The organism is Nocardioides antri (genome assembly GCF_008373765.1).
GTDB lineage: Bacteria > Actinomycetota > Actinomycetes > Propionibacteriales > Nocardioidaceae > Nocardioides > Nocardioides antri.
The window spans coordinates 1-13,771 of record NZ_VUJW01000008.1 but is presented as its reverse complement, the minus strand read 5'-3'; the positions used below and the strand labels follow the sequence as shown (position 1 = coordinate 13,771).

At 74.8% G+C, this 13,771-nt stretch carries 14 protein-coding genes and 1 pseudogene; 13 read left to right on the top strand and 2 right to left on the bottom strand.

The window, feature by feature from the left end; genetic code table 11:
- Positions 1-5 precede the first annotated feature (5 nt).
- The 12 genes and pseudogenes from F0U47_RS13210 to F0U47_RS13160 all read left to right on the top strand — a co-directional run bounded on the left by F0U47_RS13210 (position 6) and on the right by F0U47_RS13160 (position 12,749).
- Entirely contained in the window at positions 6-857 is an 852-nt protein-coding gene (locus F0U47_RS13210; protein WP_149750949.1) for a ferredoxin-like domain-containing protein, read from the top strand.
- Complete coding sequence (locus F0U47_RS13205; RefSeq protein ID WP_149750948.1) at positions 836-1,522, top strand: precorrin-8X methylmutase; 687 nt, start codon at positions 836-838, stop codon at positions 1,520-1,522. Before F0U47_RS13210 ends, F0U47_RS13205 begins: the two co-directional genes overlap by 22 nt.
- Complete coding sequence (gene cobJ, locus F0U47_RS13200; protein ID WP_149750947.1) at positions 1,519-3,057, top strand: precorrin-3B C(17)-methyltransferase; 1,539 nt, start codon at positions 1,519-1,521, stop codon at positions 3,055-3,057. Before F0U47_RS13205 ends, cobJ begins: the two co-directional genes overlap by 4 nt.
- A complete protein-coding gene (gene cbiE, locus F0U47_RS13195) occupies positions 3,054-4,247 on the top strand; it encodes a precorrin-6y C5,15-methyltransferase (decarboxylating) subunit CbiE (RefSeq protein WP_149750946.1) in 1,194 nt (397 codons plus the stop codon). The genes cobJ and cbiE overlap by 4 nt, the downstream gene beginning before the upstream one ends.
- Positions 4,244-4,999, top strand: a complete 756-nt coding sequence (locus F0U47_RS13190) for a cobalt-precorrin-4/precorrin-4 C(11)-methyltransferase (RefSeq protein WP_149750945.1) — start codon at positions 4,244-4,246, stop codon at positions 4,997-4,999. Before cbiE ends, F0U47_RS13190 begins: the two co-directional genes overlap by 4 nt.
- Complete coding sequence (locus tag F0U47_RS13185) at positions 4,996-6,936, top strand: VWA domain-containing protein (protein WP_246159614.1); 1,941 nt, start codon at positions 4,996-4,998, stop codon at positions 6,934-6,936. The genes F0U47_RS13190 and F0U47_RS13185 overlap by 4 nt, the downstream gene beginning before the upstream one ends.
- On the top strand, positions 6,933-7,559 hold the full coding sequence (gene bluB, locus F0U47_RS13180) for a 5,6-dimethylbenzimidazole synthase (RefSeq protein ID WP_149750944.1): 627 nt from the start codon (positions 6,933-6,935) through the stop codon (positions 7,557-7,559). The genes F0U47_RS13185 and bluB overlap by 4 nt, the downstream gene beginning before the upstream one ends.
- On the top strand, positions 7,559-8,155 hold the full coding sequence (gene cobO, locus F0U47_RS21230) for a cob(I)yrinic acid a,c-diamide adenosyltransferase (RefSeq protein WP_188111342.1): 597 nt from the start codon (positions 7,559-7,561) through the stop codon (positions 8,153-8,155). The genes bluB and cobO overlap by 1 nt, the downstream gene beginning before the upstream one ends.
- A gap of 2 nt (positions 8,156-8,157) precedes the next feature.
- Positions 8,158-10,564 (top strand): annotated as a pseudogene (gene cobBC / locus F0U47_RS22595) (bifunctional hydrogenobyrinic acid a,c-diamide synthase/histidinol phosphate aminotransferase CobBC).
- Positions 10,565-10,755: 191 nt separating this feature from the next.
- Positions 10,756-10,992 (top strand): CbtB domain-containing protein, encoded by a 237-nt coding sequence (locus F0U47_RS13170; RefSeq protein ID WP_149750943.1) that lies wholly within the window; start codon positions 10,756-10,758, stop codon positions 10,990-10,992.
- A gap of 12 nt (positions 10,993-11,004) precedes the next feature.
- A complete protein-coding gene (locus F0U47_RS13165; RefSeq protein WP_246159611.1) occupies positions 11,005-11,820 on the top strand; it encodes a CbtA family protein in 816 nt (271 codons plus the stop codon).
- Complete coding sequence (locus F0U47_RS13160; RefSeq protein WP_149750942.1) at positions 11,817-12,749, top strand: cobalamin biosynthesis protein; 933 nt, start codon at positions 11,817-11,819, stop codon at positions 12,747-12,749. Before F0U47_RS13165 ends, F0U47_RS13160 begins: the two co-directional genes overlap by 4 nt.
- Positions 12,750-12,759: 10 nt before the next feature.
- On the opposite strand, the gene F0U47_RS13155 is transcribed toward F0U47_RS13160, so the two are convergent.
- Positions 12,760-12,891: a DUF2200 family protein gene (locus tag F0U47_RS13155; RefSeq protein ID WP_223162768.1), complete on the bottom strand. Its 132-nt coding sequence runs from the start codon at positions 12,889-12,891 to the stop codon at positions 12,760-12,762.
- A 110-nt stretch (positions 12,892-13,001) separates the two neighbouring features.
- On the opposite strand from F0U47_RS13155, the gene F0U47_RS13150 reads away from it, so the two are divergent.
- On the top strand, positions 13,002-13,268 hold the full coding sequence (locus F0U47_RS13150; protein ID WP_149750941.1) for a hypothetical protein: 267 nt from the start codon (positions 13,002-13,004) through the stop codon (positions 13,266-13,268).
- Between the two features lie 16 nt (positions 13,269-13,284).
- Here the strand turns inward: F0U47_RS13150 and F0U47_RS13145 are convergent.
- The coding region (locus F0U47_RS13145) for an HNH endonuclease signature motif containing protein (RefSeq protein ID WP_149750940.1) at positions 13,285-13,771 on the bottom strand (487 nt) is incomplete at its 5' end.

The window sequence follows — 13,771 nt, the reverse complement described above, 5'->3', positions numbered from 1 at the left end:
GCGCGATGCGCGCCACTGATCTCCGGGACCCCGGCAGCACCCGGACCCGGGCGGACCGGTGCCCCGGCGTCCTCCGCCCGTGGCCCGCCGAGGACGGCGGCCTGGCGCGGGTCCGGGTCCCCGGCGGCCGGCTGACGGCCTCGGCCCTGGCGGCGCTCGCGGCCGTGGCCCACGGGTACGGCGACGGCCGGGTCCGCGTGACCGCGCGGGCGAACCTCCAGCTGCGCGGCCTCCCGCTCGTCGACGGCGTGCTGCCCGAGGAGGTCGTCGCCGCGATCGAGGCGACCGGCCTGCTGCCGTCGCGTGCGCACGACCTGGCGCGGAACGTGATGGTGTCGCCCCTCACCGGCCTGGCCGGCGGACGAGCGGACCTGCGACCGGTGGCCGCCGGCCTGGACAGCCTGCTGCTGGCGGACCCCGCGCTCGCAGGCCTCCCCGGCCGGTTCCTCTTCACTCTCGACGACGGCCGCGGCGACCTCGCCGACCGGCACCCCGACCTCGGGCTGGTGGCCCTCGACGAGCGGACCGCCCAGGTCCGGGTCGGCTCGACGTGGGGCCGGGTGCTCGACCTGGCGGACGCGCCGGCGGCGCTGGCAGGTCTCGCGCTCCTGTTCCTGGACCGACGCGGGTCCGGGCCGACGGCGGCGTGGCACGTCGACGAGCTCGCAAGCGCGCTCGCCGCGCCGCAGGACCCGGCACCGGGCGCGGTCGTCCGGTCGGGTCCGCTCCCGTACGGACCGGTCGCCGGCCTGACCCACGTCGCCGTCACCGACGGCATCGACCGAGCGACCGCCGCCGCCTGGGCGGCCCGGACCCCCGAGGTGGTGATCACGCCATGGCACGGCGTACTGGTCTGAACCCGACGCTCGCACCGCCGCCCCGGCGCTACGAGTACGTCGCCGACGGGCCGGCGATCTACGTCGACTCGTTCGCGACGATCCGCCGTGAGTCCGACCTGTCCCGGGTGCCGGCCGACGCCGAGAAGGTCGCCGTACGGATGATCCACGGCAGCGGTCAGACGGACCTGGTCGACGACCTCGTCATCCACCCCCGGCTCGGACCGGCCGGTCGCGCGGCCCTGGCCGCCGGCGCGCCGGTGCTCTGCGACGCCCGGATGGTCGCGATGGGCATCACCGCCGGACGGCTGCCGGCCGACAACGAGGTCCTCTGCTTCCTCGACGACGACGCCGTCCCCGACCTCGCGCAGGCGTGGCGGACGACGCGCACGGCCGCGGCGGTGTCGCTGTGGGAGCCGCACCTCGAGGGCGCCGTCGTGGCGATCGGCAACGCGCCGACCGCGCTCTTCCACCTGCTCGAGATGCTGATCGACGGCGCGCCGCGTCCCGCTGCGATCGTCGGCTGTCCGGTCGGCTTCATCGGCGCCCGCGAGTCGAAGGAGGCGCTCGTCGCGCTCGCCGCCGAGCACGGCATCGACATCCCCTACGTGACCGTCCGGGGCCGTCGCGGCGGCTCGGCGATGGCGTCCTCGGCCGTCAACGCGCTGGCACAGGAGGCCGAATGAGCGGGCAGCTCTTCGTCGTCGGCATCGGCCCGGGTGACCCGGAGCTGATCACGCTCAAGGCCGCCCGGATCATCGGCGCGGCCGACGTGGTCGCGTTCCACGCCGGGGTCCGCAAGCGGTCCCACGCCCGTCGGATCGCGGGCGACCTGGTGCCGGACGGCGCGATCGAGGAGGAGCTGCGCTATCCCGTCACGACCGGCACCACCGACCACCCGGGTGGGTACGTCGGCGCGCTGGCCGACTTCTACGACGAGTGCGAGGCGCGGGTCACCGGACACCTCGAGGCGGGGCGCGACGTCGTGCTCCTCGCCGAGGGCGACCCGCTGTTCTACGGGAGCTCGATGTACCTCGTCGACCGGCTCCGCGACCGCTTCCCCACCGAGGTCGTCCCCGGGGTCCCGGCGTTCGCCGCCGCCACCGCCGGCCTCGCCCAGCCGCTGGTCCGGCAGACCGACGTCCTCACCGTCCTGCCCGGCACCCTCCCCGAGCCGGAGCTGGCGCGTCGCCTCGCCGACACCGAGGGCGCGATCATCATGAAGCTCGGCCGCACCTTCCCCGCCGTACGCTCCGCGCTCGCGCAGGCCGGCCGGCTCGAGGGGGCGATGTACGTCGAGCGGGCGTCGATGCCGGAGGCGCAGTGGCGGCCCGTCGCCGAGATCGACCCGGCGTCGGTGCCGTACTTCTCGCTGATCGTGGTCCCCGGCGACACCGCCGGCAACCAGACCACCGAGCGGCTGAGGACCCAGGACCGCCTTGGTCTCGAGGCTCGCTGCGCTCGCACCTCGGCCAGCGGCGACGCCCCGCACGAGCTCCTGGTCGTCGGGCTCGGCCCCGGCCCGTCCGCCTGGCTCACCCCGGAGGCTGCCGAGGCACTGGCGGGCGTCGACCACGTGGTCGGCTACGCGCCGTACGTCAGCCGGGTGCCGCAGCGGGCCGGCCTCCAGCGCCACGCCTCGGGCAACACCGTCGAGGTGGACCGGGCGCGGTTCGCGCTCGACCTGGCTTTGCGCGGCGAGCGGGTGGCGGTGGTGTCGGGCGGCGACGCCGGCGTGTTCGGGATGGCGTCGGCGGTCTACGAGGCCGCAGCGTCCGACGAGAGGTACGACGCCGTGGCGGTCACGGTGCTCCCTGGCCTGAGCGCGATCCAGGCCGTGGCGGCGCGGGCGGGGGCCCCGATCGGCGCGGACTTCGCCGTGGTCAGCCTGTCCGACCGCCTGAAGCCGTGGCCGGTCATCGAGCGACGGCTCCGGGCGATCGCCGAGGCCGACCTGGTGCTCGGCATCTACAACCCCGCGTCCCGGTCGCGGCGGGACCAGGTGGTCGCGGCGCAGAAGCTGCTCCTCGAGCATCGCTCCCCCGACACCGTCGTGGTCGTCGGCCGCGACGTGGGTCGCGAGGAGGAGTCCCTCGAGGTGACGACGCTCGCCGGGCTCGACGCCGCCACGATCGACATGAAGTGCCTGCTCCTCGTCGGCGCCTCCTCGACCCGCGTCGCACCCGGTGGCGCGGTCTGGACCCCTCGGTGGGTCGAGTGAGCGCCCGGGTGACCGTCGTCGGGATCGGCGCCGACGGCTGGACAGGACTGTCAGAGGCGGCCCGCGAGCGGGTGCAGGCTGCGGAGGTGCTGCTGGGCGGCGAGCGGCACCTCGGGCTGGTGCCACCCGTGCCCGGCCAGGAGCGCCGGCCGTGGCCGCGCCCGCTGGGCGACCTGCCCGCCCTGCTCGACGAGTACGACGGCCGCCGGGTCGTCGCGCTCGCGTCGGGCGACCCCTACCTGTCCGGGATCGGCACGACTCTCGCCGCCCTCGTCGAGGACCTGGAGGCGATCCCCGCCGCGTCGTCGGTCGCCTGGGCCCGGGCGCGGATGCGCTGGGCGGCGGAGTCGTCCGCGGTGGTCACGCTGGTCGGCCGCGACGTCGACGCCCTGCGCCGCGAGCTCGCGCCCGGCCGGCGCCTGCTGGTGCTGTCGTCCGACGAGACGACACCCGCCGCCGTCGCCGCGCTGCTCCGGGAGGAGGGCCTGGCTGCGAGCCGGATGTCCGTGCTCGGCGACCTGGGCTCCGACGAGGAGCACCGGATCGACGGCACCGCCGCCGAGATGTGGCGGGGCGACCTGCCGCGGCTGCACGTGCTCGCCCTCGAGGTCTCCGGTCCGCCGACCGCGACGACCTCGTGGGCGGCCGGGCTGCCCGACGAGGCCTTCGAGCACGACGGGCAGCTGACCAAGCGGGACCTGCGGGCCAGCGCCCTGTCCCGGCTCGCTCCCCGTCCCGGCGCCCTGCTCTGGGACGTCGGCTCCGGTGCCGGGTCGATCGCGATCGAGTGGCTGCGCGCGCACCCCACGACCGAGGCGGTCGCGATCGAGGTCGACCCCGACCGGGCAGCCCGGATCGCCCGCAACGCCGCCCGGCTCGGCGTCCCCCGGCTGCGGGTCGTGACCGGTCGCGCGCCCGACGCGCTCGCCGACCTGCCGGTCCCCGACGCGGTCTTCATCGGCGGCGGCGGGAGCGAGGAGCTGGTCACCCGCTGCCTCGCAGCGCTCGCTCCGCACGGGCGGCTGGTGGCCCACGGCGTCACGCTGGAGACCGAGCAGCTGCTGGCGTCGTCGTACCAGCGCCACGGCGGGGAGCTCACCCGGATCGCGGTCGAGCACGCCGCCCGGCTCGGTGGCCTCACCGGCTGGACGCCGTTCCGCACGGTGACCCAGTGGACGGTGACCAGATGACGGTCCACTTCGTCGGCGCCGGACCCGGCGCGGCCGACCTGATCACGCTCCGCACGGCACGGCTGCTGAGCGAGGCCGACGTCGTCCTCTACCCGGGCACCTACATCGACGCCGAGGTCCTCGGTCACTGTCGGGCCGAGGCCCGGCTGGTCGACACGCAGCGCCTGGACCTCGACCAGATCACCGCAGCGATGGTCGAGGCCCACGCGGCCGGCCTGGACGTCGTACGGCTGACCTCGGGCGACCCCTCGCTCTACTCCGCGCTGCACGAGCAGGGCCGCCGGCTCGACGCGGCGGGGGTGCCCTGGGACGTGACGCCCGGCGTGCCGGCGTACGCCGCAGCCGCGGCCCTGGTCGGCAACGAGCTCACCGTGCCGCTGGTCGCGCAGTCGGTCGTGCTCACCCGCACCCAGGCCCGTTCGACGGCGATGCCGGAGCGGGAGTCGCTGGCGGCGTACGCCGCGACCGGCGCCACGCTCGTGCTGCACCTGGCGATCACCCGCACGCGCGAGCTGATGGCGGAGCTCGTCCCCCACTACGGCGTCGACTGTCCGGTCGTCGTCGTGCACAGCGCGACCCAGCCGGGCGAGGTCGTCCTGCGCGGCACGGTCGGCGGGGACGCCGCGATCGCGGACCGGGTCGAGGCGGCCGGGCTCCGGCAGGCGGCCGTGATCCTCGTCGGCCCGGCCCTCGCCGAGCGGCCGAACGGCGCCTGCGAGTCGCATCTCTACTCAGCGGAGAGGCAGCGATGACTGCATCGAGGTCCGGCTACCCCTTCAGCGCCGTGGTCGGCGCCGACGTCGAGGCCCCGGGCGGGCCCGACCCCATGGCGCTCGCGCTCATCCTGACGTCGATCTCACCTGAGGTCGGTGGGGTGCTGGTGCGGGGCGAGAAGGGCACGGCCAAGTCGACGATCGTGCGCGCACTCGCGGCGGTGCTGCCGCCGGTCGACGACCACGAGGCGCGGCTCGTCGAGCTTCCGATCGGGGCCACCGAGGACCGGGTGCTCGGCTCGATCGACCTCGAGAGCGCACTGGCCGAGGGCCGGGCGGAGTACCAGCCCGGGCTGCTGGTCAAGGCGCACCGCGGCATTCTCTACGTCGACGAGGTCAACCTCCTGCACGACCACCTCGTCGACGTGCTCCTCGACGCGGCCGCCATGGGACGGGTGACCGTCGAGCGGGACGGCGTCTCGGTCGAGCGCGACGCCCGGTTCGTGCTCGTCGGCACGATGAACCCCGAGGAGGGCGAGCTGCGACCGCAGCTGCTCGACCGGTTCGGGCTCACCGTCGAGGTGGCCGCGCCGCGGGACCCCGCGCTCCGCGCCGAGGTCGTACGACGACGTATGGCCCACGACGCCGACCCGGAGTCGTTCGCCGCCGCCTACGCCGACGCCGAGGACGCCCTGCGGGCGCGGATCGCCGAGGCCCGGAAGCGGGTCGGCGACGTCAGGCTGTCGGACCGGGCGCTGCTGCGGATCGCCGAGGTGTGCGCCGCGTTCGAGGTCGACGGGCTCCGCGCTGACATCGTCATGGCCCGCACCGCGTCGGCGCACGCCGCCTGGCAGGGCCGGGACGACGTCGTGCTCGAGGACGTCGAGGTGGCCGCCCGGCTCGCCCTCCCCCACCGGCGGCGGCGCAACCCGTTCGACAGCCCCGGGCTCGACGACGACCTGCTGCAGGACGCGCTCGGGGAGGACGACCTCGAGCCCGATCCCGAACCTGAGCCCGACCCCGATCCGGACGGTCCCGGTCCCGGCTCGGACTCCTCCGATTCTTCCGAGGAGCCCGGGAGGTCATCCGACGCGCACCCGCCACGGTGCAAGCCTCCTGACGCAACGGGTGAGCCGGACGCGGAGGCGCCCGGAGCGGGCACGACGACGGCCGCGGCCGCGCCGTACCGCACCCGGCTGCTCACCGTCCGCGGCACCGGCACCGGTACGGCGGGCCGTCGGAGCCGGGCGCGCACGGAGACCGGGCGCCGGGTCGGTGCCGAGCGGCCGACCGGCAGCGGCGGGGCGCTGCACCTGGTCGAGACGATCCGAGCGGCGGTGCCGCACCAGCACGGCCGCGGTCGGGTCGCGGGTCGGCTGCTGCTCCGGCCCGAGGACCTGCGGGTCGCCGTGCGCGAGGGGCGCGAGTCCAACCTCGTCCTGTTCTGCGTCGACGCCTCCGGCTCGATGGCCGCCCGGAAGCGGATGGAGCAGGTCAAGACCGCCGTACTGAGCCTGCTGCTCGACGCCTACCAGCGGCGGGACAAGGTCGGACTGGTGACGTTCCGCGGGGACCGCGCGGACCTCGCGCTGCCACCCACCAGCTCCGTGGACGTGGCCGCCGCCCGGCTCGAGGACCTGCCGGCCGGCGGACGGACGCCGCTCGCCGAGGGCCTCCTCGAGGCTGCCAAGGTGCTGGAGCTGGAGCGGATCCGCGACCCGCGTCGCCGGCCGCTGCTCGTCGTCGTCACCGACGGCCGCGCGACAGCGGGCGCCGACGCGGTGGCCCGGTCGCAGTCGGTCGCGGTGTGGCTCGCCGGCACCGGCGTCGCGTCCGTCGTCGTCGACTGCGAGAGCGGCGCGATGCGGATGGGCCTGGCCCGCGTCCTGGCCGACCACCTCGACGCCGAGCACGTGCCGGTCGGCGAGGTGAGCGCGGACGCGCTGGTCGCTGCCGCCCGGGGACGCGCGGCATGACGGCCACGCTCTACGACGTCATCGAGCGACGGCGCGACGTCCGGGCGGAGTTCACCGGCGCGCCGGTCCCGGACGACGTCCTGCTGCGGGTCCTCGGCGCCGCACACCGCGCACCCAGCGTCGGGATGAGCCAGCCCTGGGACTTCGTCGTCGTCCGGGACGCCGCCACCCGGCAGGCCTTCCGCGACCACGTCGCCGGCGAGCGGGACACCTTCGCGGCGTCGCTCCCGCCCGAGAGACGCGCGACGTTCGACAGGATCAAGGTCGAGGGCATCTGCGAGTCGTCGATGGGCGTCGTCGTCACCCACGACCAGTCCCGCGGCGGCACGCACGTGCTCGGACGGCACGCCATCGCCGACACCGGCCTGTTCTCGACCGTGCTCGCCATCCAGAACCTCTGGCTCGCGGCGACCGCCGAGGGCCTCGGCGTCGGCTGGGTCTCGTTCTACCGCGAGCAGTTCCTCCGCGACCTGCTCGGCATCCCCGACCACGTGCGACCGGTCGCCTGGCTCTGCCTCGGCACCGTCTCCCACCTCGAGACCGTGCCCGACCTCGAGCGGCACGGGTGGCGCTCACGCCGCCCGCTGGCCGACGCTGTCCACCACGACACCTGGAGCTCCTGATGCCACAAGGCCAGCCGCTCGTCGTACCCGACGACGGGCTCACCACCCGGCAGCGCCGCAACCGGCCGCTGCTGATGGTCCACACCGGTGACGGCAAGGGGAAGTCGACCGCCGCCTTCGGGCTCGCGCTGCGCGGCTGGAACCAGGGATGGAGCATCGGGGTCTTCCAGTTCGTGAAGTCCGCGAAGTGGCGGCTCGGCGAGCAGACGGCGTTCGAGCAGCTCCCCCCGGGGTTCGGCACCGTGGAGTGGCACAAGATGGGCTCCGGCTGGTCCTGGTCGCGCAAGGCCGGCTCCGAGGACGACCACGCGCTCGCCGCTGCCGAGGGCTGGGCCGAGATCAAGCGCCGGATCGCTGCCGAGGAGCACGACCTCTACCTGCTCGACGAGTTCACCTACCCGATCAACTGGGGCTGGGTCGACCTCGACGACGTGCTGGAGACCCTCGCCAACCGGCCCGGCCACCAGCACGTCCTGATCACCGGCCGCCGCGCCGACCCGCGGCTCGTCGAGGCCGCCGACCTCGTCACCGAGATGACGAAGGTCAAGCACCCGATGGACGCCGGCCAGAAGGGCCAGCGAGGGATCGAGTGGTAACGGTGATCGAGCCCCCTCCGGTGGTCGAGCCTGCCGAGACCCCGCGGCTCGTCGTCGCCGCCCCGGCCACCGGCCAGGGCAAGACCACCATCGCCACCGGGCTGATGGCGGCCCTCACCCGCGCCGGCCACGAGGTGAGCGGGCACAAGGTCGGCCCCGACTACATCGACCCCGGCTACCACGCGCTCGCGTGCGGCCGGCCGGGCCGCAACCTCGACCCCCACCTGGTCGGCGAGGAGCGCGTCGTACCCCTCCTGCTGCACGGCGCCCGGTCCCCCATGCCGGCCGAGGTCGCCGTCATCGAGGGCGTGATGGGCCTGTACGACGGCCGCGTCGGCACCCGCGGGTTCTCCTCCACCGCGCACGTCGCCGCCCTGACCCGCACCCCGGTCGTGCTCGTCGTCGACATCTCCCGGTCGTCCCGGTCGATCGGCGCCGTCGTGCACGGGATGGCGACCTGGGACCGCTCGGTCGAGGTCGCCGGCGTCATCCTCAACCAGGCCGGCTCACCGCGGCACGCCGCCGAGGTCCGCGAGTCGATCGACCTGCCGGTGCTGGGCGTCGTCCCCCGCGACCCCGGCCTCGCCACCCCGTCCCGCCACCTCGGCCTGGTCCCGGCGGCCGAGCGCGGCGAGGCCGCCGAGGTCGTCGACCGGCTTGCCGAGCGGATCGCGGAGACCGTCGACCTGGACGCCGTGCTCGCCCTCGCCCGCACCGCCCCCGCCCTGGATGACGAGCCCTGGAGCCCCTCCAACGCCTTGCCGGTAATTGAGGTGCGAGGCGCGCCAGCGCCGAGACTCGAACCCCCCGGACCCGTCGTCGCGGTCGCGGGCGGACGGGCCTTCACGTTCCGGTACGCCGAGACGGCCGAGCTGCTGGAGGCGGCCGGCTGCCGAGTGGTGACCTTCGACCCGGCGACCGACGCCAGACTCCCCGAAGGCACCCAGGGCCTCTACCTCGGCGGCGGCTTCCCCGAGGTCCACGCGGCCGCGCTGAGCGACAACGCCTCCCTCCGAGCCGAGATCCGGGACGCGGTCCGCGACGGCCTGCCGACGGTCGCCGAGTGTGCCGGCCTGCTCTACCTGTGCCGCACCCTCGACGGCGCGCCGATGGCCGGGGTCGTCGACGCCGACGCGGCGATGACCGAGCAGCTGACCATGCGCTACCCCGAGGCGACGGCCGTCGCTGACTCCTTGCTCGGCCGGGCCGGCGAGCGCGTGACCGGCCACGAGTTCCACCGCACCACGGTCACACCCGCGGCCGGCGCGACCGCTGCGTGGGAGGTCGAGGGCGACCGGGTCGGCTTCGCGACGCAGACCCTGCACGCGTCGTACCTCCACACGCACTGGGCCGGCCACCCGCAGCTCGCCGCTCGGTTCGTCGAGGCGGTGCATGCGCGTGGATGACCCGCTGCGGCACCACGGCGACGTCGAGGTCGGCGGCCTGCTGGACCTCGCCGTCAACGTGTACGACGGACCGCGGCCGACGTGGCTCGACGATGCCCTCCGCGCCTCCCTCGGCGAGGTCGGGTCCTACCCGTCGAGCGACCGAGCCCGTGCCGCCGCCGCCCGGCACCACGGCAGGCCCGAGGACGAGGTGCTGGTCACCGCCGGCGCCGCCGAGGCGTTCACGCTGCTCGCCCGGGGCCGGCCGTGGCGGCGCCCGGCCGTGGTGCACCCGCAGTTCACCGAGCCCCACGCCGCGCTGGAGCAGGCCGGCCACCGGGTCACCGAGGTCGTCGTCCCGCACCCGTTCCTGCTCGACCCCGCCCTGGTCCCCGACGACGTCGACCTGGTCTTCGTGGGCAACCCCACCAACCCGACCGGGGCCCTCCACCCGGCAGACGCGATCCGCGCCCTCCTCCGGCCGGGCCGGGTGGTCGTGGTCGACGAGGCGTTCATGGACTGCGTCCCCGGCCAGACCGAGTCGCTCGCGTCCGAGCGGCTCGACGGACTGGTGGTCGTCCGCAGCCTGACCAAGCACTGGAGCATCCCCGGCATCCGCTCCGGCTACCTCCTCGGGCCGCCCGACCTCGTCGCCGACCTGCAGCGGGGCCAGGTGCCGTGGTCGGTGTCCACGCCCGCAGCCGCCGCGGTCGTCGCCTGCACGACGCCGGAGGCCGTCGAGGAGGGCCGCCGCCGGGCCGAGGAGATCGCCGACTGGCGCAAGGTGCTCGAGGCCGGTCTCGACGGGCTCGGCGTCCCCTACCTGGAGTCCGCGGCGTCGTTCGTACTGGCACAGGTGGGCGCGGGGGTGCACGGGCGCCTGAGAGCGGCAGGCATCGCCGTACGCCGCGCCGACACGTTCCCCGGCCTCGACGAGACCTGGGTGCGAATCGCCGTCCGCCCGCCCGCCACCACCGACCGATTGACCACCGCGCTCGCGGCGATCGTCGACACGCCCCGCTGACCGACGGACAGGCTGTCGACGTACGGCAGCGATGCCCTAGGGTGCTGCTGCGGGCACGAGGAAGCCGGTGAGAACCCGGCACAGTCGCGCTACTGGGATGCCGCCCCCGACGACGGGGCGGACGAGTCAGACCCGAGTGCCACGCAACTCCAACCCATCGAACAGGGACGCAGAATCCCTGAGGAGGACACATGGCGCACCCGTCTGTCGCACCCGTCTCCGGACCGGCCATCAAGGTTCCGGCCGTCGAGATCCCCACCATCCCGCTGCTCCAGCTCGGCACCTGGGTCGTGTTCTACGGCCTGCTGGCGATGCTCGCGATCTTCTTCGTGAGCGCCGACCAGGGCGCGATCTCGCTGCCCGCCGGCAACGCCGTCCACGAGTGGGTGCACGACGCGCGCCACCTGCTCGGCTACCCCTGCCACTGAGCCAGGTCCGACGTGAGCAAGGTCAACCCTGGGCGCAAGCCTGCCCTGACGCCGGCCGCGTTCCTGGTCCGCGGGCTCGTCGCCGGGCTCCTCGCCGGGCTCGTCGCCTTCGGCGTCGCGTTCGCGCTGGGTGAGCCGCACGTCGACCACGCCATCGGCCTCGAGGAGGCGGCAGCCGAGCACCTGACCCCGGAGGAGGTCGCGGCCGAGGAGGCCGCGGCCGCCGAGCCGGGCATGGTGGAGATCTCGCGCGAGAACCAGAAGAGCTTCGGCCTGCTGACCGGCACGGCAGCGGTCGGTACGGCGCTCGGCGGCCTCACCGCGCTCGCAGCGGCCGCCGTCGTCGGCAGGCTCGGACGGCTGTCCGCGCGCGGCTCGACCTTGCTCGTCGCCGGCATCGGGTTCGTGGCGGTGGCGCTGGTGCCGTTCGTGAAGTACCCCGCGACTCCCCCGGCCGTCGGTGACCCGGAAACGATCAGCGACCGGACGGCCGAGTACTTCGCCCTGGTCCTGATCTCCGTGCTCGCCGCCATCGGCGCGGTCGTCGTCGGACGCCGGCTCCTCGGGCGGTTCGACGGCGTCGATGCCGGGCTCATCGCTGCCGGCGGGTTCGTCGCCGTGGTCTCCGCCGCCGGGCTGCTGCTGCCGTCGGTGAACGAGGTCGGCGCCTTCCCGGCGGACCTGCTCTGGCAGTTCCGCCGCTCGTCGATCCTCACCCTCGCCTCGCTGTGGGCGACGATCGCGGTCATCCTGACGGTCCTCGTCGGCCGGCTCCACGACGCCGTGACGGCCGATGCCCAGCGTCGCGCCCTCGCCGCCGGTCTGTGACCCTGTCCCGCGCGCGTAGCCGGGCTGCCGGGCTGCTGCTCGGCTACGCCGCGGACCTCCTGCTGGCCGACCCGCGGCGCGGTCACCCGGTCGCCGGCTTCGGCGCCGTGGCGGGCGCCCTCGAGCGCCGGTGGTGGCGGGACGACCGAGCGGCGGGTACGACGTACGTCGCGACTCTCGTGGGTGGTGCCGTCGCCCTCGGCCTGGTCGCCGAGCGCACCCGTCGTCCACTCCCCCGGCTCCTGGTGACGGCTGTCGCCACGTGGGCGGTGCTCGGCGGCACCTCGCTCGACCGGGAAGGGGCTGCCATCCAGCGGCTGCTCGACGACGGACGGCTCGACGACGCGCGCGTGCGGCTCACCCACCTGGTCGGCCGCGACACCGCGCACCTGAGCGAGTCCGAGGTCGTCCGGGCCGCTGTCGAGTCGCTGGCGGAGAACACCTCCGACGCGGTGGTCGCCCCCCTCGTCTGGGGCGCGGTCGCCGGCGTGCCGGGCCTGCTCGGCTACCGCGCCGCGAACACCCTCGACGCGATGGTCGGCCACCGATCGGCACGGTACGAGCGGTTCGGGTGGGCGGCGGCACGTCTCGACGACGGGCTCAACCTCCCCGGGTCACGGCTCACCGCCGCCCTCGCGGTCGTGCTGGGCGAGGACCGCGTCGGCGCGTGGCGGGCGTGGCGACGCGACGCGGCCGGCCACCCCAGCCCGAACGCGGGCCCGGTCGAGGCCGCGTTCGCCGGCGCGCTCGGCGTCCGGCTGGGCGGGACGAACGTGTACGGCGACCGGGTCGAGCACCGCGCGATCCTCGGCGACGGCCGGGCGCCCGAGCGGGAGGACCTCGCTCGCGTCCGCCGGCTCGCCCGCCGCGTCGGCCTCGCCGCGGTGGCCGTCGCCACCCTTTCCGCCCTCACCCCGCTCGCGCACTGAGCCCGTCAGGTCACCCCGCCGGCGCCCTCAGGACCTTGTCCATCGCCTTCCCCTTGGCGAGCTCGTCGACGAGCTTGTCGACGTGGTGGATCACCTGGTCCAGCTCGGCCTTCGTCCGGCCCTTCTTCGCGACCTTCGTCACGGATCGACCGAGGCGAAGCTGGTGGTGATGATTCGGCTCACCCGACCGAGCATAGGCAGCGGACGTCGCCGGCGGCGGAACCAGCACATCGAGCGAGGAGTCGAAGGACCATGAGGTCAGGACCGAACCCCGAACGACCGACCGACGTGATGTACGGCCTCCTGGTCATCGGACTCACCCTCCAGGTGGCGGGCTGCATCACCGCGGTCGAGCAGGCGCCGCGCACCGAGCTGGGTCAGGGCGGGCTGCTGGAGACCGGCGACCAGGCCTGGATGCTGGCCGGCATCCTCGCCTTCGGGCTCGGCGGTGTGATGTCGCTGATCGCGGTGATCGCGTTCGGCGTACTCCTGGGCATGCGGGCACACGCTCAGCCCTGACGGCGGCAGATCCGGCCTACCTGCGGCGGTGGAAGCGGATGTCACCGTTGGGGAGCTTGTCGGCGTGGAATCTTCGGTCGTGGGCGCGGTGGTGGTGCCAGGAGCAGAGGAGTACGCCGTCGTCGAGGTCGGTCCGGCCGCCCCGTGACCAGGGTGTCTCGTGGTGGGCTTCGCACCAGGTGGCGGGGATCGAGCAGCCCTCGGCGCGACAGCGTTTGTCCCGCAGTCGCAGCGCCTTGCGCTGGGCTGCGTTGTAGAGGCGGCGGGTGCGGCCGAGGTCGAGGATCTCGCCCTTCCCGCCGAGGACGACCGGGATGATCTGCGCGTTGCACGCCAGTCGCCGCGCTTGGGTGGCCGACAGGTTGGCCCCCGCGGTCAGGTCGCCGTCGAGGAGCCCGGCGGTGGCCAGGTCCTGTCGCAGTGAGTCCAGGGTGATGGTGACCATCACCGTGGTCGCATCCCCGCCGTGGACGGGAAGCCTCTCGGGGTCGAGGTGCTCGAGC